16 protein-coding genes are annotated in these 20,869 nt (G+C 63.6%); 8 read left to right on the top strand and 8 right to left on the bottom strand.

All coding sequences use genetic code 11. The features are described 5' to 3' along the window. Nucleotides 1-225: 225 nt before the first annotated feature. The 4 genes from I7X18_RS30125 to I7X18_RS20600 all read right to left on the bottom strand — a co-directional run bounded on the left by I7X18_RS30125 (nucleotide 226) and on the right by I7X18_RS20600 (nucleotide 3,130). Nucleotides 226-669, bottom strand: coding sequence for an HIT domain-containing protein (locus I7X18_RS30125; RefSeq protein ID WP_193043858.1), 444 nt, complete (start codon nucleotides 667-669; stop codon nucleotides 226-228). A 206-nt stretch (nucleotides 670-875) separates the two neighbouring features. Further along, complete coding sequence (locus I7X18_RS20610) at nucleotides 876-2,204, bottom strand: site-specific integrase (RefSeq protein WP_193043857.1); 1,329 nt, start codon at nucleotides 2,202-2,204, stop codon at nucleotides 876-878. Then, entirely contained in the window at nucleotides 2,201-2,383 is a 183-nt protein-coding gene (locus I7X18_RS20605) for a helix-turn-helix domain-containing protein (protein ID WP_081650107.1), read from the bottom strand. Before I7X18_RS20605 ends, I7X18_RS20610 begins: the two co-directional genes overlap by 4 nt. 6 nt (nucleotides 2,384-2,389) lie before the next feature. Continuing rightward, on the bottom strand, nucleotides 2,390-3,130 hold the full coding sequence (locus I7X18_RS20600) for a helix-turn-helix domain-containing protein (protein ID WP_232375517.1): 741 nt from the start codon (nucleotides 3,128-3,130) through the stop codon (nucleotides 2,390-2,392). Between the two features lie 763 nt (nucleotides 3,131-3,893). On the opposite strand from I7X18_RS20600, the gene I7X18_RS20595 reads away from it, so the two are divergent. Further along, nucleotides 3,894-4,622: a hypothetical protein gene (locus tag I7X18_RS20595; protein ID WP_193043855.1), complete on the top strand. Its 729-nt coding sequence runs from the start codon at nucleotides 3,894-3,896 to the stop codon at nucleotides 4,620-4,622. A 39-nt stretch (nucleotides 4,623-4,661) separates the two neighbouring features. Next, nucleotides 4,662-4,958: a hypothetical protein gene (locus I7X18_RS20590; RefSeq protein ID WP_226862614.1), complete on the top strand. Its 297-nt coding sequence runs from the start codon at nucleotides 4,662-4,664 to the stop codon at nucleotides 4,956-4,958. A 213-nt stretch (nucleotides 4,959-5,171) separates the two neighbouring features. Here I7X18_RS20590 and I7X18_RS20585 read toward each other — a convergent pair whose 3' ends face one another. Next, complete coding sequence (locus tag I7X18_RS20585; protein WP_226862613.1) at nucleotides 5,172-5,390, bottom strand: hypothetical protein; 219 nt, start codon at nucleotides 5,388-5,390, stop codon at nucleotides 5,172-5,174. Between the two features lie 283 nt (nucleotides 5,391-5,673). On the opposite strand from I7X18_RS20585, the gene I7X18_RS20580 reads away from it, so the two are divergent. From I7X18_RS20580 to I7X18_RS20570, 3 genes are read left to right on the top strand one after another with little or no spacing between them, the layout of a single operon-like run. After that, entirely contained in the window at nucleotides 5,674-6,201 is a 528-nt protein-coding gene (locus I7X18_RS20580) for a hypothetical protein (RefSeq protein WP_193043853.1), read from the top strand. Next, nucleotides 6,201-8,633: an EspK C-terminal domain-containing protein gene (locus tag I7X18_RS20575; protein ID WP_193044030.1), complete on the top strand. Its 2,433-nt coding sequence runs from the start codon at nucleotides 6,201-6,203 to the stop codon at nucleotides 8,631-8,633. Before I7X18_RS20580 ends, I7X18_RS20575 begins: the two co-directional genes overlap by 1 nt. Further along, nucleotides 8,630-9,391, top strand: coding sequence for a hypothetical protein (locus tag I7X18_RS20570; protein ID WP_193043852.1), 762 nt, complete (start codon nucleotides 8,630-8,632; stop codon nucleotides 9,389-9,391). The genes I7X18_RS20575 and I7X18_RS20570 overlap by 4 nt, the downstream gene beginning before the upstream one ends. Before the next feature lie 9 nt (nucleotides 9,392-9,400). Here the strand turns inward: I7X18_RS20570 and I7X18_RS20565 are convergent, their stop codons facing one another. From I7X18_RS20565 to mobF, 3 genes are all read right to left on the bottom strand, one after another. Then, complete coding sequence (locus tag I7X18_RS20565) at nucleotides 9,401-9,796, bottom strand: type II toxin-antitoxin system RelB family anti-toxin (RefSeq protein ID WP_193043851.1); 396 nt, start codon at nucleotides 9,794-9,796, stop codon at nucleotides 9,401-9,403. 7 nt (nucleotides 9,797-9,803) lie between these two features. Next, entirely contained in the window at nucleotides 9,804-10,136 is a 333-nt protein-coding gene (locus tag I7X18_RS20560) for a type II toxin-antitoxin system RelE/ParE family toxin (protein ID WP_198730467.1), read from the bottom strand. A 68-nt stretch (nucleotides 10,137-10,204) separates the two neighbouring features. Then, nucleotides 10,205-14,779: a MobF family relaxase gene (gene mobF / locus I7X18_RS20555; RefSeq protein ID WP_193043850.1), complete on the bottom strand. Its 4,575-nt coding sequence runs from the start codon at nucleotides 14,777-14,779 to the stop codon at nucleotides 10,205-10,207. Between the two features lie 1,232 nt (nucleotides 14,780-16,011). On the opposite strand from mobF, the gene I7X18_RS20550 reads away from it, so the two are divergent. The 3 genes from I7X18_RS20550 to I7X18_RS20540 are packed head-to-tail and all read left to right on the top strand — an operon-like array spanning nucleotide 16,012 to nucleotide 20,754. Further along, complete coding sequence (locus I7X18_RS20550; RefSeq protein WP_193043849.1) at nucleotides 16,012-17,775, top strand: SIR2 family protein; 1,764 nt, start codon at nucleotides 16,012-16,014, stop codon at nucleotides 17,773-17,775. Next, nucleotides 17,775-18,347: a hypothetical protein gene (locus tag I7X18_RS20545; protein WP_193043848.1), complete on the top strand. Its 573-nt coding sequence runs from the start codon at nucleotides 17,775-17,777 to the stop codon at nucleotides 18,345-18,347. The genes I7X18_RS20550 and I7X18_RS20545 overlap by 1 nt, the downstream gene beginning before the upstream one ends. Further along, a complete protein-coding gene (locus I7X18_RS20540; protein ID WP_193043847.1) occupies nucleotides 18,340-20,754 on the top strand; it encodes an AAA family ATPase in 2,415 nt (804 codons plus the stop codon). The genes I7X18_RS20545 and I7X18_RS20540 overlap by 8 nt, the downstream gene beginning before the upstream one ends. Nucleotides 20,755-20,869 lie beyond the last annotated feature (115 nt).

The raw sequence follows: 20,869 nt of genomic DNA, 5'->3' as shown, positions 1-20,869 counted from the left end.
CGCTGATGCATCGTCGCCAAAACCGAGTACCCCGAATTTGCACGGGAACGAGGGCGCGTCTGAAGAGCAAACACCCGCTAGCAGTGCCGTTCAATCAAGCCAATCGTCGAGACCGATCCCCCCACCGCCAACGTCAGTTGCCCCGGCGCCTACTCGAACCTCACAAGGGTCCATCGAATCGACGAAGGCACCGGAGCCGAGTTCCCAGGAAACGGCTGCGTCAACTCAGCCGTGATGATCGACGGTTGAGCGTATGTTCTCAGCGACTGAATCAAGCTGCGCGACCTGCCACTTAGCATCATCCGGCCAGAGGTCGGGCATCCTATCGCCGGGTTTCCGAGGGACGACATGGATATGTAGATGGAAGACGGACTGGCCCGCGGCCGCACCGTTGGACTGAATGATGTTCATGTCCTCGGCATTTACTGCTGTGGCAACGGCCGTAGCGACCCGACGGGTGGCGTCTGCCAATGCGTGTGCCTCACGCTGGCCAACCGCCCATATATTCGGCAGATGCGCCTTCGGAACCACAAGCGTGTGGCCCAGCACGGCCGGCACATCCGGTAGGAAGGCCAAGACGTCGCTAGTTCGCAACACCTCGCGAGCCGGGGCGCGACCGGCGACGATAGCGCAGAAAGGGCATTCGCGCGGCGGGCTATCCGCATCCACGACGATCTCGCAAAGATCTGCCGACGTGCAGCCGGTGGTGGCTCATCAGGCAACTCTACTGAAGGACGCACAGCGTCCGTATGACTTAGAACCACGCACTCCGGTCGCTGCGCTCTCCCGCTCCTGAGGCGTTCCAGGTTGCTTAGACCGGTGTAATTGCCGCTGCAGGTTGGCGAAACTCTCCGCAATCCGGCGTTCTCCGAGCCTCAGTCTGAGGCGATTGGAAGTCCGTAGCCGTCCCCGATCAGGAATTGAGCCGCCTGTTCGGCAGCCTCTCGGTCGTCGTTCTTGAGCACGTGGGCGTAGGTCTGCAGAAAGAACCCGACGTCCGCGTGACCGATACGCTCGCTCACGATCTTGGGACTGACACCAGCCTTCAGAGCCGCGGTCGCGTATGAGTGCCGAAGATCATGGAAGGTGATACGTTCGAGGCCGGCGGCGGCCGCCAAGCGGTCGAACCGTTGGCGGATGGAGTCAGGGTGCGGCGGTCGGCCGTCCTGGAACGTGAAGACGTAGTTTCCAGGGTGATAGTCCGTCCCGAAGAATGCTCGTTCTTCATTCTGAAAATCACGCCACTTCTCAAGTGCCGCAGCAGTAGTTTGATCAATCGCGATGGTTTGATCTGCGTTGCGCGTCTTTCCGCCGGCCTTATCTCGCGCGTGCCCGCCAACGACCACTCGATTGTCGTGCACTGTGATCTCGCGAGCGTCCAGGTCGACGTCATGCCATCTGAGGCCACAGATCTGCCCACGACGTATTCCGGTGGTGAGTTCTAGAAGAAAGAGCGCGGCGAATCGATCGTGACTGACCGCCCGAAGAAACTTCTGTATCTGCTCCGGGTTCCACACAGTGCGCCGAGCCCGGGAACGTTTAGGCGGCCTCACGTTCGCTGCTGGATTGTGGGCCTTGTACTTCCACGCGACGGCATCAACCAACGCTCGGTGGATCATGGCGTGAATGTTTCGAACGGTCTTTGGTGCTAGTCCGGGATTGACCCTTCTCGGGACGATTCCTGCCTTGTACCGACGGACAGCGGCACGAGCGGCATGAATCGTTGTGCCACAAACGTTAGCGACTTCACGTGGTGCCGGCGACTCTCCGTCGACCACATGGGTGAGCCAATAGCGATACATCTCGTAGTTTCGGTCTTGTTTGATCCGGCCTTCGGTAAGGAGTTTGGCGTACAGCTTCAGCAGCTGTGGCTCATCGAGTTGCTGGAGCTTTTCTGCCCCGATGTGGGGCACAACGTAGCTCCGGGCGTAGTCCTTCCAGTTCTGCCACGTTGTGGCATCCATTGATGCCTCAACGGCGACGAACCATTCCGCGAAGAATTGAGCAACCGTGCGGGTAGAGGGTCGCACCACGCGACCCTGATCCGCTTCCCGCATTGCATCGCGACACGCTTTCCATGCCTCCTTCTCAGTCGGAAATCCGCCCTTCGAGATCGTGGGATATTCGCCGGTAGAAGCATCTCTTTCAGGCGCTCGGAAACGGTATGTCCATGTCCGCCCACGCTGATAGACGGCTCCCTTCACGAGGCGATCAACTCACGCAGTTCTGCAGTGACGATGTAGACGCGTCCTCCCAGCCTGCGCACAGGAAGCTCGCCAGATGCAGCGAGTCGGTAAGCAGCAGCGCGGCTAATTCCCAGAATGCTGGCTGCGCGCGGGACCGCGAGGAGCAGCGGAAGATGATCAAATACGTTTGACTCCATTTGATTTCACCTCCCCTCAGCCGTCGTTGAATTGTCTCTCGACACTGACAGCTTCTGAGGGCTGCATCGCGGGCAGAACTCCGCTGCTTCTGTGCCGTCCGCCTGTGTGACTGTGATCGTGCGCGACAAGGGGTCTTCGCACTCGCCGCACCACGGCCTCTTTCGCCGGACGGAGAAGGTCGGTGGGGTTGGCAGCTCTGACAGCCGCGACGCCAGAACGGCAGCGGGATTACGGACTCCCTCAGGCCGGGATGAAAGGTGGGCCACCAACGTTTGCGATGTCCAGCCCGCCGCGAAAGCCTCCTCGATTGCCGGTGACAGTCTTATCGCTTCTCCCCTGCTAATTCGCCACGGCATGGGAAGACACTCCAGCACGGAGGCCGATGATGGTTCGGGTGGTGGTTCTATTGAAGGGTTCAAGGGGTCCGCGAATTGGACCTCCGGCGGTCCGGGAGGTGAACCGTCTCGGTCTGGAGATTGGACGGTCCCGGTCGCGTTGGCGGACTGAGGGAGTCCGACATCAAGACTGGGGCGCGAGTGCGTCGCATCGGGAACTTTGAGGAGGTAATGACTTGGGCGTCTGGCTCCGGACTTGTGGTATTGAGCAACTCGCACAACGCGCCCGGCCTCTTCCAGCTTGCTGAGCGCCTTTAGGACCGTGCTTCGCGCAGCACAAGATTCCGACACGAGCGTACCTAGGGACGGGTAGCAGGAGAGGCTCTGGTCTGCGCGGTTCGCTAGCAGCATGAGGATAAGACGCTCGATAGGAGTCTCGACCTCGATACTTATTGACCAGTTGAGTGCTTTCCAACTCATCTATCGCCCCTACTTACCAACATCATTGCGTCGATCATTCGGTTTCCACACTCTCTCGAACGGCTAAAGGCGAACGCTCGGACGGACGTCGTGCACGCTCGCTCCGGCTGTCACGAGCTGTAGCAATCTCGGTTAACCGGAACGTAGTTGAACGGATGAAACGGCGTCCACTACGTTGGGCAACTTAGTCAGATTTCAATGCCTGTCGTCATCCCGCCCGGACAAAAGGCGAATCTGGAACGGTGCGGGGCGCTCCGCCGCGACCGGCCATGTCGTCTGCGCAAGGGGGCATCAGAAACATCCACGCAGGGACCGCAGATATGCGTCCTCTGTGGTCTATCCGTGCGAGCCTGGCAACCCGAAAATAGTTTTGCAGCAGCATGGTTGATCACTAGTTGAGTGCTAGTTGACCCCTAGTTGGCGACTCGTTGTGCACTGGTGAAGCATTCATTAGTCCATGAACGTATGCGTCTCTGACAGTCGGCCGGGGGCGACCAGTGCTGTTGTTAGGTAATACCTTTGGATTGGTGGTCAATCACCGCGCTGTACCGGTAGCCTGGGGGTGTGTACCGCACCACGTCGGCTGCAGGCTTTGGGCGATGCCAGTTGAGCCCCGTCGAACGCGCGCGCCTCGTCGTTGTGGCCACGGTGACAATGGGTCCGATTGGCTTCTCCGAAGTCGCGGAGGCATGTTGTGAACGATGAACTGAGTCAGGCAAATAACCGCGGATTCGAGCTCGGCAGGAGACATGCCGCACTTGCGGATGTCATTGGACAAGCAGCACTCTGGGCAAGATCTTTCGGGGTTTCAACCGCCGAGGTCCTACCTGATGGGTCGGTGTTCATGACATACCCGCTCACGCAGCATGCTGACGACCTCATGGAGCTTTGGAGGCTTCTTGGGGGCGCGTGCGTCAACCTGGCCGCCTCTTTCGAAGGCCGCATGAGCACCCAGGATGTGTCAGTAACGCCACTCAGTTACGGGGCTGCGATCCAGTCACCGACATACGTGATCGGCGCAGACTTCGTACACGTCCTTCAATCAAGAAGCGCGCATCGCTCGACTTTGCAGGATCTTTGGCGAAATGAAGTGACAAACGCAGCAATGTATCTCAGTGTTTGCGGTATTCGCACTGACGGGCTGGAGCGGTATGCCTCGATCTCACAAGCGCTCGTCGACGACGCTTCGACGGTGGTGCGTGAAGCCTACGCACACTCGGTGGCGGTCACCTATGGGCGGATTTGGGCTCGTGCTTCCCAGGCCAATGAGGGACGGGTACTCATGGCATGGATGAAGGCACTGGCTGACGGAGGGTTCAGCTTCGAGGAGTGCGTCTTGGAACTGCGCGACCTAAAAGTTGCATCGCCGGAGGCGGTGTCCTGTTGCCTCAATAGCAAGAGTGCTTGGCTGCACGAAGAATGAGCGTCCTGATTCTGGCGGGCATTCCTAATACGGAGTTCGATGTCCGAGTTGCGTTGTTTGATTTCAGATATCAAGGATGGTGTTGTGTGCGCTGCAGGTAAGGACATCGGAGTTGGTCGGAGCGTCCCTGGTCGAAAGTCTGTCGATATTTTGCTCTCGGTGCCTGAAGAATTGAAAGAGCGCATGGTCAACACCATCGCGTGGACGCGGCCCCATACCGGCATCAGTACTCAACAACAGTTCATCCGCAAGGCAATGGCTGATCTATGTGACCAGCTCGAACGTGATTACAACGGCAGCAGAACATTTGAACCACCCGTAGTTCTCGACGAGTGAAGGCATTCCTCGCAGACTCGGCGGCCTGGCTCCCTCGTAGGTGCGCGGCGAGCTCGCAATCGACGACCTCGGCGGGTCAGTCCGTCGTTTGTCCCCTGCGAGTCGTAGGTAGTGGGAATTTCATCCGTTAGTGTCTGACCGCGGTATGCCGTAGCGGGCGCGGATCTCCTCCTCGCTGAGCGTGCTGTCTGCTTTTGACTCCTGCAGCGATCCTCACAGGTCTGCCTCATTGATAGGCCAGTCATCGTCGTCGAGTGCAGCGCTTATGTCCTCGTCGGCCGGGTCAGGCTCTTCCCACACCGCGGCTTCGGTAGGGGGTAGCGGCTCGTCGAAATCATCTGGGATAGCGAGGTCGGGCAGTTGACCGAAGCGGCGCGGGGGAGTGGGGGGCAGAGGAAGCTCTGATCCAGCGTCACCGTCCTCGCTTGTCATCCCTCCAGGATAGGGAAGTTGGGACATCCGGCGCGGGAACGGACGGGCTCATCGTGGTGGGCGACGCACTCAGGCGCTCGCTTCTGGCCTTCGCCTCGTTGTCGTCGAACTTCGATTCCACTCGCGAGGTTTCTCTGCTCGAATCTCGACCACTTCAGGCCCACCCTCCACCAGCGCTGATTTGTCGAGTGTTACCTATAGGCAACAGATCTGCGGAAATTTGCTCTTTCGAATGTGCCCTCGGCGGTGGCCCGGTGTCACTCGCTCGCGATATCGTCGTGTCATGACCATGAGGGGCCGGTCGCGTCACCGCACCGGGATCACCGCCGCGAGGGCGGCGTTCGCGGTCGCAATAGGTGCAGTGGTGACCAGCGGCCTGGCCCTCACTCATCCGGTCGAACCGAGCCAGCACACGGTGAACGTGGTTCCCTCGCCGCCACCCACCTACAGCAGCAGCGACACCGAGGCCGCGAAGGCGGCGGCCTGCTCGGAGTGGGATCGGGCGGCACGGTCGACGGCGTTGGCGAGCAGGTCCAGCGCCGAGGCGCTGGAGCAGAGCTGGACAAGCCCGGAGAGCCTCGCCGCGCTGGCCACGGAGAAACGTACCGGTATGGCCGCGGTTTCGTACCTGCGTACGCGACTGACTGACGCCACACCGGCTTCGACAGCAATACCGCTGCACGATTGGATGGCGGCCAACATCGACATGTTGCACGCGCTAAACATGCGGCACTGGGACGAGGCCGCGCGTGAACTAAGACGCGGTAACGAACTGATCGATGTCATCACGTTCGAGTGCGGGTTGCGCTGATGCCTGCTGTCGGAGGGTCTGCCGGATCGTATGGGCGGCTGATCGTTACGCCAGACATGGAGCCACCGGACGCTACGCACTGGGACACCCAGGAGCAGACCTACCGGGCCGGTGCGACATCGTGGGACAGAATCCACCAGCAGATCGTCACTGACAGCGCGGAGTTTCGCGATGCCGCGGATTCGCAGGGTTTCGACGAGGTTCACCGGATGAACGCGGTGTTGGCCGAGGAAGCTAAGACGATCGCCGAGTGGCACGACAAGTGCGCCAACAAGTGCGCCGATATCGCCACGGTGCTGCGCGATACACGCGCCGGTCAAGAGCAGCTCGTCCGCGAGGCAGACGCCAAGATCGCGAGCGCGAGCCTCCCAGGCGAAGCCGAAGCCCTGGTGACCCAGTACCACGGCATAGCCCGATACCAAACCGAGGCGGGAGTAACCGCCGCAATGGCCTCCCACACCGCCTTCAAGGCGAGCACCGAAAACACAAGGGCACTAGACCTTTTGACCAAGTGGGGCGATGCTCCCACCGCTCCAACAGTCCAGCCCGTCGACCACACGTCACCGGGAATCGAACAGGATGAAAACCCCTACCGCTACACCGAAAAGCGGGAAGCCGGGGCTGACGCACCTAAGCCTGTGGACGACGCGCCGACCGATCCTGCAGCTACGTCAACCACGCAGCCTGGAGTTGGTCCCGGCAGCAAGTCGGCCGCTGGTGATGAGGGCATCAAGGCCGCGACCGGGCCGGTAACGCAGCCGACGCCTGGCGTGACTTCCTCATCAGCGGCCTCAGCGCTCGGCGGTGCCGGTATGCCGTCCATGGGCGGCATGGGTGGCGGCGGGATGGGTTCCGGTGGCGGGATTCCGAAGATGCCTGGCAGTCTGGGAAGCAGCGGCATTCCGGGGATGGGCTCTAATTCACTCAGTGGCGGTGTCGGGCAGATACCCGGCGCGGCAACTAGTTTGCCGAACGCAGGAGCCGTTCCAGGTACGGGCAGCGTGTCGCCGTTGTCGTCGGCGTTCAACCAGGGAATGGCGACTACGGCGGGGATGGGCGGCGGAATACCGTCTGCACCACCTCCAGCCCCAGCGAGTCCGTCACCGGCCCTATCGGCCGGTGGTGGGCATGCGGCACCCCCGGTGTCGGCGGCCCCCGGTGGGGGCGTCTCGCCGGCAGGGGCGCAGCCGGGCATGGTGTCCCAAGCCGCCCCGGCGGCTGCCGCGCCTACCGGCGCGGGGACCGGCGGTGGTGCGCCGATGATGCTGCCGCCGGGTTCGATGGGTCCCCCCGCCGGTGCGCCACCCCCGGCGCCGACCGGGCCCGCGGGCTCCCTCAGCTCAACCAATGCCCCGGCAGCGCCCGCCCCGTCCGCAGCGAGTGCGGCTGCGGGCCCGACTCTGATTCCGGCCAGTGTGGTCGCTGCGGGCCAGACCGCAGCCGCCCGGGAGCGCCGCGAGTCCGTAGACGCAGCGGCGGCCAAAGAGCTGGTCTGGAGACTGCAGCACGCGGCCTATATGGCGCGCAATCCCGCGGCAGGATGGGCGGTCGGGGTGTTCCGCTCCCCGAGCGGCACCGAGACGGTCATCACCTCCAATGACGGGTCCAGCTACATCCCGGCTGGGGTGTTCGTTCCGCGCTCGGTACGAGTACTTTCTACAGATCCGTTGCTGGACGATAACTTTCGGCGGATGTGGTTCGGCTGGGGCGATCCCGCACGGGTCCTCGTCGAGTACGCCCAACTGCGCGGCCAGTGGGGCTGGAAGCTGGTCGCAGCAGGCACCACGGCGGGGGTCAACGTTTTGCGGGATGCCGGGGTGGAGCATCCGCCGTCGTGCTCGGGAGACACCAACCCGCTGCTACAACAAGGCGTCGAGGTGCCTGCCCCAGTGCTCGACGACATGCACGTGCACCGGCTGGCGGTGCTGTGGCCCGAGGTGTGTCCGCGGCTGCTACGCATCATGGAGGGCGACCCAATTTTTCAAGACCGGATCGTCTCTGCGGTGACCGCGGCGATGATCAACGCAGCAACAACCCAGGCCCAAGTCATCGACGGCGGTATTGACGAAGCGTTACGTCTCGTCTGGGCGATCCGCGGCAGTGACCGCGAGCCATCTCTGCAGCAGTGGGCGGACTACGACAAGGCGGCCAAGGCCCTCAACGTCATGACCGCGATGCGCCGACCAGCTTTCGCCACCAATACCGGCGCGGTCGCCGATCCCAGCGACACCACCGAAGAGCTGGCCGACTACCGAGCGCACTGGATCGTTGCGCGTACCGCCGAACACATCGGCGGGTGGTCCAGGCGCCCGCTGCCGCTACCCGACATGTGTTACGCCGCCGCCGCTACCGGCGACCCTGACCTGCTCGACATGATCCTCAAGGCTCTTGTCAGCGTTGAAGAGGACCTCCAATACGAGGCTCCTCGATGACGACTCCAGCGGGTGCGGACGGCGCGGCCTGGAGAGTCGAGCTGGAGTGCTGGCATGCCGAGCTGGCCAACACCATCGACCAAGCATCTCTGTGGGCACGGGAGTTTCACGTGCCCACCGGGGACAACCTCTGGGGTGATACCTCGGCACCGCCGAGCTATCCGCTAACCGGGTACGGCCACCGGCTAGAACAGATCGGTGCGACGCTGAAGATGGTGTGCGCGAACGCATCTTTAGACCCGCCGGTCTTGAGTTGGGATCGCACCACGCTGGAAGCACCGCCGAGGATCCGGATACCTGGGTGCGACCCCGATTTGCGAGAGGCCGACTACACCGAGGGCGGCCAATATCTCCTCTACATCCGGCCAAGCGCCTCCAATTCCGATAGCGTTACTGCGCAACAGCATTGGCGCACTGCACTCGGCTTCGCCGCTCCGTCGGTGCTGGAACGCGAGTTTGGGATACCGCAGCTCGCTACGTACGCCGAGCAGGCTCAAGGGCTGCTCGACATCGCCCATGACACGGTGCGTGCGGCTTTCCGTGACAGCGTGGCCGCCACCTACGGCAGGATATGGGCCACGTGGCCCACAACCGGTGAAAGTGCCCGGCCTCTGCTGACGTGGATGGGAGAGCTTACTCAGTTCGGCTGTTCAGTCGAGGAGTGCGAAGCCGTGCTCCGCGATATCGAGGTGTTCGACCCCCAGGCCGTGGCGCACTGCCGCGCGGCCCACGAATGGTGGCACCCGGAAACAGCCTGACCGCTGGGGTTATGCGGCGGTGATGGCGATGTGGAGGCGTTTCCCGCAGGCTGCGGCGAGCCGTTCGAGGGCGTCGATACCGGGGGTGCGTGCTCCGTTCTCCCAGGCGGCGACGGCGGATTGGCTGGTGCTCATGGCTGCGGCGAGCTGGGTTTGGGTGAGGCCGGCCTCGGTGCGGGCGGTGTAGACCAGCTCGGCGAGGTCCATCGCTCGGCCGGCGTCGTGGTATGCCTGCTCGTAGGTCTGGCGCTGCTCGTCGGTGAGGGCGGCCTGGCGCTGGGCGCGGGCGGTTCGGTAATCGACCCCACCGCTGGAGGTGGCGGCCTTCTTCGCAGCGGCGGGGGTTTTCTTGGCGGCCCTCTTCGGGGCAGCGGCCTTCTTCGCGGTGGCGGTCTTGACGGCCATGGCTGGGTTATCCCTTCTTGGTCTGGTGGCGTCGTAGCGCTTTGCGTGCGCGGGTGATCTCGTTGCGTTCGTTTTGGCGTTGTTTGCGGAATGTAGTCAGGGTAACCAGCTGGCGGTCGGGGTCGGCGGTGTAGGTGATGCGTTGGTTGACCTGTCCGCAGCGAAACCTCAACTCCCACAGTTTCTCTGATAGATAGCGGTTGTGCGGCATGCCTAGGGTGATGCCCTCGGCGGCGAGCCGGTCGAGGGCCTGATCGGCCTGGGCGAGTTCGCTTTCAGGCAGACCGGCATACCAGCGTTCCACTTCGCCGCTGAGCATGATCCGCCACTCATCACCCACGCCCCGAATATACCGGACTCGGTATATACCGTCAACGATATATATCGGGTGCGGTGGGTGCGCCCGCGTCAGTCGATGTCGAGGCCGTGTCCGCGGTCTCTGCCTCGATCGCGTGTGGGTGGGGTAGTGAGGGTGCGCCAGCTGCGGGCGGCGATGGCGCGGTGTTCGTCTGCGGCGGCGGCAAGTCTGGGATTCTCGATGTCGGGTGCGGGGCGGGTGTTTTCCGCCCAGGGGAGGCTGAGTCCGTCGAGAAGTCGGCGGGCGCTGCCGGGCTGTCCGTTGTCGATGAGCAGGAGCCGGCCGTGGGCGGGGACCAGGGCGGTGGCCACGGCCGCGAGCGCGTCGGGGTCGGCGGCCGCGGCGTCCTCGACGACGATGACCGGTCCGCGCCGAGTGAGTTCGTGGATGGTGATCTGCTCGGCGAGGTGGTTGAGGCTCTGTCGGCCGGGTTGTGGTGTCGCGGTGACGCGAACGTGGTGGCGGTGGGCGTCGGTGGTCGCTGTGTGGATCGCTTCGCCGAGGTCGGGGGTGTAGCGCTCGGCCGCCACGGTGGCCACCACGTAGGGCGCGGAGAGCGCGACCGCGGCGGGGTCGGTCCGTGGCCGCGCCAGGGGGAGCGGGTCGGCGTTGCGCCAGGCGGCGGCCAGGACCTCGACGAGCGCACGCTCGTCGGCATGCATGCTTGCGTGCACGCCTTCGTCCTGGGCGGTGGCGTGCCGATCGGGGTGGGCTGCGGTGCGGGACAGCGCGTCGGCCAGCCGCCACCACAACGCTGCGGCGGGCATCTCATCGGGCAGCGGTCCTTGGCGTGCAGCGTCGGTGAGAGCATCGCGAATGTCGTTGGTGCGGGCGGCATTGGTGAGGTGGGCGGCCAGGGTGGGCCAGTAGGCGTCGGTGCGGATACGGGGGTCGATTTTGTCGAGGAGGTCGTTGAAGCGGGTGGGGTCGGCGCCGTCGCGTTCGATGGCGTCGGTGCCGTGGCGTTGCAGCCGGTCTTGGATTGCGCGGGTGGCCACCGGGTATTGGGGCGGGCCGGTGAGGCGGGTGTCGGCGTCCTCGACCCCGGTGGCGGCCCGGAACACGGCGATTTCGGCGGCCAGAACAGGGTTGGCCGCGACCAGGGGCTGCGCCCAGCTCGGCGCGGTGTCGGGGGTCCAGGCTCGGGCTTGTTCGCGGATCTGCGCGGCCAGCTCCTCGACAAGGCTTTCGCGGCGGCGCAGGTAGTCGCCCCATTGCGGGTCGCAGGCCAGGGCGGCCGGGACGGCGGGCAGCCAACGCAGCGGCCCGCAGTCGCGGCCGGCGGAACCGGTGGGGTCGATGCGGTAGTCCAGCACCGCGGCCGCGTCGGCGGCATCGTCGAGGCCGCCTCGAGCGTGGGCGGCGGCCAACAGTTCGCCGGGATCGGCTCCAGAGAGCGCCCGGATGGCCAGGCGACGACGCAGCACGGGCCACGCCGCGCAGGTACTGAGGTCGGTATGCACGGATTCAGCGAGGGCGTCGAGACGGTCGCGGGCACCCGCGCCGAGCTGGTGCTCGGCCGCAGCACCGAGGGCGTCGGTGAACATGTCGGCGGCCGCGGCGAGCCTGCGGGTCGGGTCGGCGGCCTGGCGGGCGGCCGTAGTGGCCGAGACCTGGCCGCCGTCGCGGGCCACGATCCGGGACAGAACGTCTACGGCGGTGTCGGGGTGGGTGGCCTTGGGAGCCAGGATGCGGTGCGGGTCGGCTTCGGCGGTCGACAGGTAGAGATGGTTTTCGGCGCGGCCGCGGGTGAGGGCGACGTAGAGCTGTTGGCGGGTCAGGTGCTCAGCACCTACCACATGGCAGCTGTGTCCGGCGGTGGAGCCCTGGGCGCCGTTGATGGTGGCGGCGTAGCCGAGGGTGACGTGTTCGGTGACGTAATCGGCCGGCAGGGTGATCTCCCGTCCGGTGCCGCGATGACGAGCCCGTAACGCCCCGTCACGGGCGACATCGAGGATTTCGAAGGTGTAGCCGTTGCGGACGTAATCAGTGCCCGACAGGGGCAGCCAGCGGGCATTGCGGCGGGTGCGGATGACGTCGCCGACGCTGGCACGGAGTTGGTCGGCAAGCACGGTTTCCCGACCCTGCCGCCAGTTCGGATCCGCGTCGACGAGGGCGGCCAGACGCGCAGTGCGGGCGCGGGCGTTGAGGTCGTCGACGATCGCGTTGGTGGGTCCCAAGAGCAGGCTGTCGCGCCCGGCGTCAAGGTCGGCCAGCCACGCCGAAAACGCGGTATCCGCGGCGGTCTGTTCGGTACCGACGTGAATGCGACCGGAGTCGATGTAGAAGCCGATCCCGGCCGGATCGCCGCCGCGCAGCGCCAGCGACGCCGCGGCCTCAGCGCGGGAGTGAAACCGCACGACTTCCGAAAGCGTTAGCGCCCCGGTCTCAGTAGCGATGTCGCGCAACACCCCGCCAGCCGAAATTGACGTCAACTGGCAGTCATCAGCAACCAGCCGCACACTCGCGCCCTTGCGCTGCGCGTCAGCGATCATCGCGTCCAGACCCGCGGTCGAAGCCATGCCGGACTCATCGACGATGATCAACGTGTCCGGTCCGATGTCGTTGAACCACTGCGGTGTTCCGAACGTCGCGGCGTTGTCCGGATCAGCGCAGTGGACGTACTTGTCGAGGGTGTCGGTGGTCGCGCCCAAATCCTCCCCGAGCACGATCGCCGCGGCCGCGGTCGGGGCCAATCCGAGGACATGTCCACCCGAGCTGCGCCACGCATGCGCCAGCGCGGCCATGGCCGTGGTCTTGCCCGCCCCGGCGGGCGCCAGCGCCAATGCGACGCGGCGTCCGCTGGTGGCCATCTGCTCGACGAGCGCGGCCTGACCGGGGTTAAGTGGCTTGCCGCGGGCGGCCGAGTCGGCCAGCGCGATATCGACCTCGGAGGTGGTGGCGACGCGGCCGTCGCAGCGTGCGACAGCGGCCAGGATGCGCTGCTCTGCGGCGAGAACTTCGCGGCTGGTGTAGGTCGCCACGCCGTGGCGGCTGTAGACGCTTGAACCGTCGCGGCGACGCAATGCGACAGGCTCACCCAACTCGCCGTCCTCGACACGGGCGTGAGGCACCGAGAACGCCTCAGAAAGTGCTGTGTCGGTGAGCCGTTCGACAAGCTGCGACACGTGTGCGACACCCGCGTTCCGCACGACCCGAAGGGCTTCGGCGCGCACGTGGTGGGCCTGCCAGGTCGCGCGCGATTCGGACACGGTGGCGATGATTGCGACAGCACGCGACGCCACCCATTCCGCGGTGATTTCCGGTGCCTTCTGGACGCGCCGGGGGCCTAAAACTGTGGCCAGCATGCGTTCCAATCCATCGTGGCCGAGGACCTCGATAGCTTGGGTGCGCCAGGTGGTGCGCTGCTCTGCGAAAGAGCGCGGTTCGTGCTTGGCTTCGCGCGATTCCAGGGTCGCTTGTTGAGCCAATGCGAGGGATTCGATGGTGGTGGGTTCGCGGCCGTGATTGTGCTGGAACTGCTTGGCCAGCTCGGCGGTGCGGGCCTTGATCGCGATGCCGCGACTCGACCAACGCATCATCAATTCCGCTGACATCCCAACGATCTCGCGCACGGGTCGTTTACCCCGTCCACGGGACGCCTCGGCGAAGTCCACACCGAGCCGGTCGATGGTGTGAACTTCCATGCGGGTGTTGTACATCTCCGAAGCCGCCACGATGAGCCGGTGCAGCGGTTGACCATCCAGAGCGAGCCAGCGGCGCACCCCATTTTGGTCGAGGTAAGACACCTTGTTGGCGATCGCTACATGGGTGTGTAGATCGGGGTCCCCGGCACGTGAATCGCGATGGGTGAACACCGCGGCGATGAGCCCTTCGGTGTCGACTTGTGCGACACCGTTGGTGCCGGTACGGGTGAAGGCGGCGTTGTCTTGCAGCCACTCCAACACGTCGGCCACCGCGGCTTCGTGAGCGGCCTCGATCTGCTCGGCAATCTCTCGCGGGGCAATCGCCCACAGCGCCGAAATCGACTTCACCGGAGAGAACGTCAAGTCATAGCCGGCCACCGCTGTAGTGCGTGCCCTGGTGGCCCGCGCGACGAACCCTGACAGCTCCCGTTCATCGGCCGGGTCACGGCCAAACTGCTCGGCGAACATCTCCCGAGCCACCTGTGTACGGATGCCTGCCCGCACGTCATCGTCGATAGTGGCGTTGCCCGCCAGACCGGCCCCGATGTTGTGAGCGCGGAAAGCTTTCCCGACACGACGGGTGAACTCCGACGAGCGCTCCTCCCGCACAGGGTATTTACGGCCTAACTGTGCGGCCGCGGTCGCGGGTTGAACGCGCAATCGCGGGGACAGATGGGCAAAAATCTTGTCGGCGTTGGGGTGCCAACCCAGCCCAAACAAGGCTTTCATTTGCTCCTCGGTGACCACCGATCCGCCTTCGACGGCCCACACGTTTCGGCGCACTTCATCGCTGACCTCACGGGCTCCTGTGTCGGCCAACGCAGCCAGGCCGCGGCCCATCCAGCGGCCCGGCGATTCGCCCTTGGCCGAGTAATAGTCAGCCAGGCTGGAGCGGCCCCGCTCGGTGCTGTCGGCGGCAGCGACCTGCCGCACCAGGTACAGGTAGCCGTCCCCGGCGGTCAGCTTGTGCATCGACATCACCGCCGCATGCACCCCTTGGCCCGCATGAGCCCGAAAGTACGGAGCCAGTCGCAGAAAAAACCACCACCAGGAGCAACATTCCCAACCGCCGTTACCAAACCGTGACCTTCATGCAAGAGGTGTGTTGGCTTTACGTCTGTGGAAACGGGGGTGCGGGCGAGTGGAGCTGAGGTAAGTCAGTGGGGTGGCGAGCGCGTACCGGTGAGATGCGTTGAGCAGGAGGTTAATTCGATGACGGAATGGGGAGCGCGGTTAGGGATGAGGTGGGTGTAGCGGTGGCGGCGGTCGATGGCGGTGGCGTTGCGCCCGGAGCGCGGTGGCAGCGTCATGGGTGGCGTGCACTCCGGGGTGGTCCTGGGAGCTGACGAACAGCACGCCATCGCGGCGGGTGTGAGAATCCGACCCTCGCTGACGATGACCGCGACGACCGACCTGGCGCTACCTGTTCCGCCAGAACCAGGCCTCAGGCCACGTCTACCTGCTGTCGCCGTAGATCGTTACCCGCGCCTTGCACCCGTTGCGCTGGTTTTGCAGACCTGCTGCACGTACAGCAGGCGCAACCCATGAGCGACGGCATAGCCGTGCAACGCGACCCGCCGCTGCACCGCGGCGAGATCACTACTTGTCTTGCCGCCCAGCAGGGGTCAGCAGTGTGCGCGGCTGCTTGCGTTGAACCGCCAGCACGACCACGAGAATGATCGCGGCAAACACCGCTAGGGGCAACTAGATTCACAGTTCACAGTTGGTCGTCGGATCGGCCGCGCATAGTTAGTCGCGGGCCGTACGTCTTGTCGGCGTTCGCGGGGTCACTGTTGAACGCTGTGGCCAGCTGCACGTATCCGGCGTCGAGACTGCTCGCTCAGCGTTTCGGGCTGGGTCGGGGCTCGCTGGGGGTGGGCGTCGCCATCCTTCAACAGTAAGCCGCGGTGGTGCCGCTGGACGTGGGTTGAGGGTGCGGCGGGGACGTGCGGTAGGGGGCTGCGTTGACCACGCTGAGCGCGCCAGTTAGATCACGTCTCGATGGCCGCGATCCGATGCCGCGACACATCGTCAAGGCACAAAGCTGCGGGCGACCGGACCTATCGCTGACTTAGCGACCAACTCGGGACGGGTGATCATGGACCGCGGGAGTCCCGGCAAAGTACTCGTCCATGGCAATATGGCCTGGTTGCGATGGGGGTTGCTGGCCGTCCGCGATCAAGCGATACATGGACTTGGGACGGGGCGAGATGACGACTGAACCAGTGAGGACTGTAGCGGCTGTTTTGGAGCGGTTTCAGTCGGCGGCGTTTTCAGATTTCGCCGCCGCATTCAACGAGGGCCAATACGTTCTGTGGCTTGGCTCTGGAATCTCTCGCGAGAGAGTGCCGAATGTCTATGAACTCCTCGAGCGCGTCGTAGAGCACCTCCGTTCGAACATCATCGACGGCAAAACGGACTGCGTTTATCACGCAGCCCTCGATGAAGTGTTGCGGCTCACCGGCATGACTCGCGAGGAACTAGACAGCATCGACCTCTCTATGACGGTCGGAGATTGGCCGCTTAAGGACCGTATGGTCTCGACGCTGGTCACGAAATACTCCCAAGTGCTTGAAATTGCCGTGGGCGACCAGAACCCCGACGACTACCTTGTGTGGACAGGTCTTGACGTCCCGACGACGTATGGGTCACCGGGTCTTGAGCCGGATGTGGAGCACTACTGCATCGCGATCCTCATGCTCGAAGGGCTCGTCACATCTGGGGTCACGGCGAACTGGGATGGCCTCATTGAGAAGGCCTTGGATGAACTGACTCCGGCGTTCGGTTCACTGGTTCGGGTGGTCGTCAAAGGAGACGATTTTCGTATCGCCGGGCGGCGTATCGAGGTCATCAAGTTACACGGCTGTGCCGTGCGGGCCCGAGCTGACGAGGCCGGGTATCGAGGGCTCCTCGTCGCTCGCGAATCACAAATCTCGGGATGGACTGAGCAACCCGAGAACAGGCCGATGCGCAAGCGCCTCGAGGTGCTGTACGCGGACCGGTTGACGTTGATGCTGGGCCTATCGGCCCAGGACGCGAACCTTCATACGATGTTCGCAGCCGCCGCCCAAGACTTGGCTCGGCCGTGGCCGGCGTCGCCGCCTGCGGTTGTTCTCAGTGAGGAGCGACTGGAGCCGTATCACCGAATTCTGCTCAAGAGTACGTACGGTTCGAATCACCAGGGGAACGCCGACGCTATCGCACGGTCGGCACTTCTTGGCGCATATGGCAAGCCAACATTGCTGGCGCTGGTCTTGGGGTCGCTCACCGACAAGTTGAGTTACCTAATTGAGCACGTGGTAGGAACGTCGTGGGGTCCGGCTGCTGTCAAGCAATTACAGACAGACCTCCTCGGCCTCCGTAACTCGGCAGCCACTCATGCTGACCCCGACAACTACGAAGCGCTTGAGCATTCGGAAATCGCACAGTTTCAGCGGGAATTTCTCGCGCGTCTCATCGACGCGGTCAATTCGGCGCTAACCGTGTTTCGAACGGGCTGCATCCCATCTCACGATGAACGCCGCTATGACCCGTTGTCGGACCGTCCCGCTAACCAGGCGGTTCATAACGCTGACTTTCCGTCGAAGCAGTTCGGGTGGTTCGGTGTTGCGCTGGCGCTGATTGGTCACGGTCTGGCCCAGGGTGACTGGTTGGCCGTGCCGGGCAATAGCAAGGATCCCGGCGATGGTGTGGTTCGACTGGTCACCGGCCAACAGGATGCTCGGGTGTTTCTTGTCAAGGACGCCACGACGTCAACCAAACTTGAACTACAGGGCTCGTTCGACGACGGCGATGAGAATGTGCTGATCGTGATCGCCGATGAGGAGTCTCCTCGCTTCACCCGGTCCCCAAAACCCCGCTTCGGGCGTGACGGCAAAATCGGCCCTGGTCGTTTCAGTGTCGCATCGAGCATCAGCGATACAGACTCGGTCGATGATCTGTATGAGGCGTTTAGACTGGCAGGAGGGTTCTGATGACAAGCGTTCAAGAAGTCCTCACGGTGCTGGAGAACGCCGGTTTCGAACGTCTTCCGAAGCCACTAACAGTGGCCGGTACAGAGTTCGACTTCGACGCCGCCGCTCGCGGGACCGGCAACTCCCATGACCTGGTTCTGGTCGCAACCGGTCAAGTTCCCCGCCGGCGTCTGCAGCGTCTCGTCGCAGGTTTGGCCCGTTCTCTTGACGCAGCCGCATCGCGCCGACCCATGAGTCTTGTGATCGTTGGCGGCGTCGCTGCATCTGACCGAAACGAACTGGAGCGGTATGTCCGCGTCCTTCCCATCGCGTCTGCAACGCCCGATGTCACCGAAATAGAAGCGGCTGTCGCTGTTCTGCTGCCGCTCAAACTGCCGAGTCCGGACCTGGTCCGCGGCGGCGATCCGGCCGACGAGGTGATGGCGGCGCTCGGTCCACTGAAAACAACACCGGACCATATCGCGCTCATCGAGGCGGCGGCCGATGGCTCTGGCGCAGTAAGAGAGGCGCTCCGCCGATACGCGAACGAGGGAGCGGGTTGGACTGACGAGATCGAGGACGACGATGAGTGACGTTCCGATCCGACGTTTGATGGTCTCCGACTTTCGTTGTATCGAAGGCACACGTGATCTGCCGTTCGATGCCCCAGTCGTCCTTATTCACGGCCCGAACGGCACAGGCAAGACAAGCATCCTCTCTGCGCTCGAGCTCGCCTTGACTGGCCACATCCGGAGCATGGAACGACAATCCGATCGCTACCGAGCACATCTGCCGTTCTTCGGTCAGTCCTATGCAACAGTTCGAGTCGACGTCGCCGACTACCTCCAGGCGGACACTCCCGGCGTCCCTTTGACAGTGAACGGAGCCCGTTTAGAGGGCACTCCGGCGTTTAGCAGCGAAGCCGCCAACTTCTACTCTGAGCGGTGCTACTTGGACCAGTCGTCTCTCGGACGCCTGCTCGACTTGTATCAAGCCAGAGAGCGAAACGAACAGACCGCACTCGAAAAGTTCGTGAACGAACTGCTCGGCCTTGAGAAGCTGGACGCCCTGCGCGACGGGCTTAGCGACGCACATGACCTCAGGCTCCTGAAGAAGCTCGCAATCGGCGTTGACGAAGCCGACCGCGAAGCGAAGGTAGCGGCGACGCAACTCAACGAACAGAGCGCCGAGCGCGCCAAGGCTCGGACTGAGGTCGATACCGCACGGGTCGCGGTCCGTGAGGCCATCGTCGGACTTCACTTGAACACGGCTGACGGCATGACTGATAGTGATCTTCTCGGGTTCATCCGGTCGGCACTCAATGACCAAACCGCTCGTGCCGACGCTGTGGCTGCCGCGAAACTCCACCAGGAAATCATCGCCTTGGGCGGTCGCATCTCAGCGCTGACGGAACGCGCGACGACGCAACGAATCCAGGAAGCCCGCGCTGCGGTGGAGGCTGCGACCGCCGATCAAGAGGCGTGGGAGGGCGCGGAAGGGGCAAAGGCCCGGGCGTGGGAAGCAGCCGCCCAAGCCGCAGGTGCGGACACGCGCAGCGAACCACGCATCGCTGTCGAGCGCGCTTCGAGCCTTGCCCTCCAGGAGTTGGAAAATGACTCCAACATTCGCGCAAGGGCCGAAGTCGTCAGCACTCAACTGGCCGCTGACCGAAATGAGTTGGACGAGCTTCAGACGCGACTCGCCGATGCTCGTGAGCATTCGAGTGCTCTCATCGAGAGCCTGGCCGCGCTCAGTACCGTCATCGACAACAGCAACGTGTGCCCGGTTTGCGACCGCAACTTCACGGAAACCGGCCCCCACAGTCTCATCGCGCACGTCGAAACGAAACTTGCCGAGCTCACCACACACGGACAGCAGCTCATCGACCTTCGTAACGAGCGCGACCAATTAGCGGCACGGGTCACGCGGGCGGGAACTGATTACACGCAGCTCACGGTCCAACTCCTGCCCGCCGACCAGCGGTTGGCCCTCGAACAACGCCACGCAACACTTGTCGATCTCACCGCGCAGGTCGGCGAGATCGAGGCTGCTAAATCCCACGGCGCGGACCTCACCCAGCGTGTCAATGACCTGCGGCAATCACTCGACAGCCTTGAGTCGGCGTCATCAGAAGAGCGCCACATCGGCAGCGAACTTGCCAGATACGCGGCCCGACTCCAGATAAAGGTGTCCCCGGCGCTCGATTCGTTCCACACAATGTCGACTGAACTACTCGACCGGGCCGAGGCAGAAGTCGCCCGCCTTTCCGATGTCGCTAACCGGCGACGGACCCTCGACACCGAAGCAGCAGGTTTCGCAGCTGCCATCAAACGCGAATCCGCCATTGTTCAGCATCTCGCTGACCTCGCCGAACACAAGAAGCAGTGGGATGACCGGGTCACTGAATCGAAGAGGCGACAAGTAGTGGCGAAGGATGTCCACGAAGCCGCAACGCAAGCACGCACCAATATCGTCCATCGTGTCTTCACTGAGTCCCTCAACGAAGTCTGGAAGGCCGTGTTCACCAGACTCGCCCCGAGCGAAGGCTTCATCCCCAGCTTCGGTATCCCAAGCGCTACCAAGAAGACATTCGACATCACGTTGGAGACAACCCACCGAAACGGCGAAGCCAGCGGCCCGCCGCAGATGATGCTGTCTGCGGGCAATCTGAACACCGCCGCGCTCTCCTTATTTCTCGCGCTCCATCTCGCGGTCGAACCCATCGTCCCGTGCCTCGTCTTTGACGACCCGGTGCAGGCCATGGACGAAGTCCACGTCGCACAATTTGCTGGCCTCATCCGCCTCCTTGCGAAACAGAACGAGCGGCAAGTCATCGTCGCCGTCCACGAACGCGAACTGTTCGACTACTTAACCCTCGAACTCAGCCCGGCATACGAAGGTGACGAGCTGATCACTATTGAGCTCGGTGGACGCGCTAACGAGGAAGACCACGGCGTCACGCGCCACGTCTGGGTGCCAGATCCTGCGATAGCTAACTAAATGCGACGCTCATCGACACTCTGCTGGGTTATCCCTATTCTGTCGCCCCCGCCGATAAGGTTTCCCGGGTGAAGCGGTTGTGTTCGCCACTGGTGCTTGGATCGCGCCCGCGCGC

The sequence above is a fragment of the Mycolicibacterium baixiangningiae genome, from assembly GCF_016313185.1.
In the GTDB taxonomy this organism is placed as follows: domain Bacteria; phylum Actinomycetota; class Actinomycetes; order Mycobacteriales; family Mycobacteriaceae; genus Mycobacterium; species Mycobacterium baixiangningiae.
The sequence above is the reverse complement of the archived record's forward strand: the minus strand, read 5'-3'. Positions and strand labels throughout refer to the sequence as shown.

Excerpts from the sequence above, each read along its gene's own strand:
- I7X18_RS20605 (WP_081650107.1), bottom strand. The coding sequence starts at position 2,383 with ATGGAGTCAAACGTATTTGATCATCTTCCGCTGCTCCTCGCGGTCCCG.
- I7X18_RS20600 (WP_232375517.1), bottom strand. The coding sequence starts at position 3,130 with ATGCTGCTAGCGAACCGCGCAGACCAGAGCCTCTCCTGCTACCCGTCC.
- I7X18_RS20590 (WP_226862614.1), top strand. The coding sequence starts at position 4,662 with ATGTCCGAGTTGCGTTGTTTGATTTCAGATATCAAGGATGGTGTTGTG.
- I7X18_RS20585 (WP_226862613.1), bottom strand. The coding sequence starts at position 5,390 with ATGACAAGCGAGGACGGTGACGCTGGATCAGAGCTTCCTCTGCCCCCC.
- I7X18_RS20580 (WP_193043853.1), top strand. The coding sequence starts at position 5,674 with ATGACCATGAGGGGCCGGTCGCGTCACCGCACCGGGATCACCGCCGCG.
- I7X18_RS20575 (WP_193044030.1), top strand. The coding sequence starts at position 6,201 with ATGCCTGCTGTCGGAGGGTCTGCCGGATCGTATGGGCGGCTGATCGTT.
- I7X18_RS20570 (WP_193043852.1), top strand. The coding sequence starts at position 8,630 with ATGACGACTCCAGCGGGTGCGGACGGCGCGGCCTGGAGAGTCGAGCTG.
- I7X18_RS20565 (WP_193043851.1), bottom strand. The coding sequence starts at position 9,796 with ATGGCCGTCAAGACCGCCACCGCGAAGAAGGCCGCTGCCCCGAAGAGG.
- mobF (WP_193043850.1), bottom strand. The coding sequence starts at position 14,779 with ATGTCGATGCACAAGCTGACCGCCGGGGACGGCTACCTGTACCTGGTG.
- I7X18_RS20550 (WP_193043849.1), top strand. The coding sequence starts at position 16,012 with ATGACGACTGAACCAGTGAGGACTGTAGCGGCTGTTTTGGAGCGGTTT.
- I7X18_RS20545 (WP_193043848.1), top strand. The coding sequence starts at position 17,775 with ATGACAAGCGTTCAAGAAGTCCTCACGGTGCTGGAGAACGCCGGTTTC.
- I7X18_RS20540 (WP_193043847.1), top strand. The coding sequence starts at position 18,340 with ATGAGTGACGTTCCGATCCGACGTTTGATGGTCTCCGACTTTCGTTGT.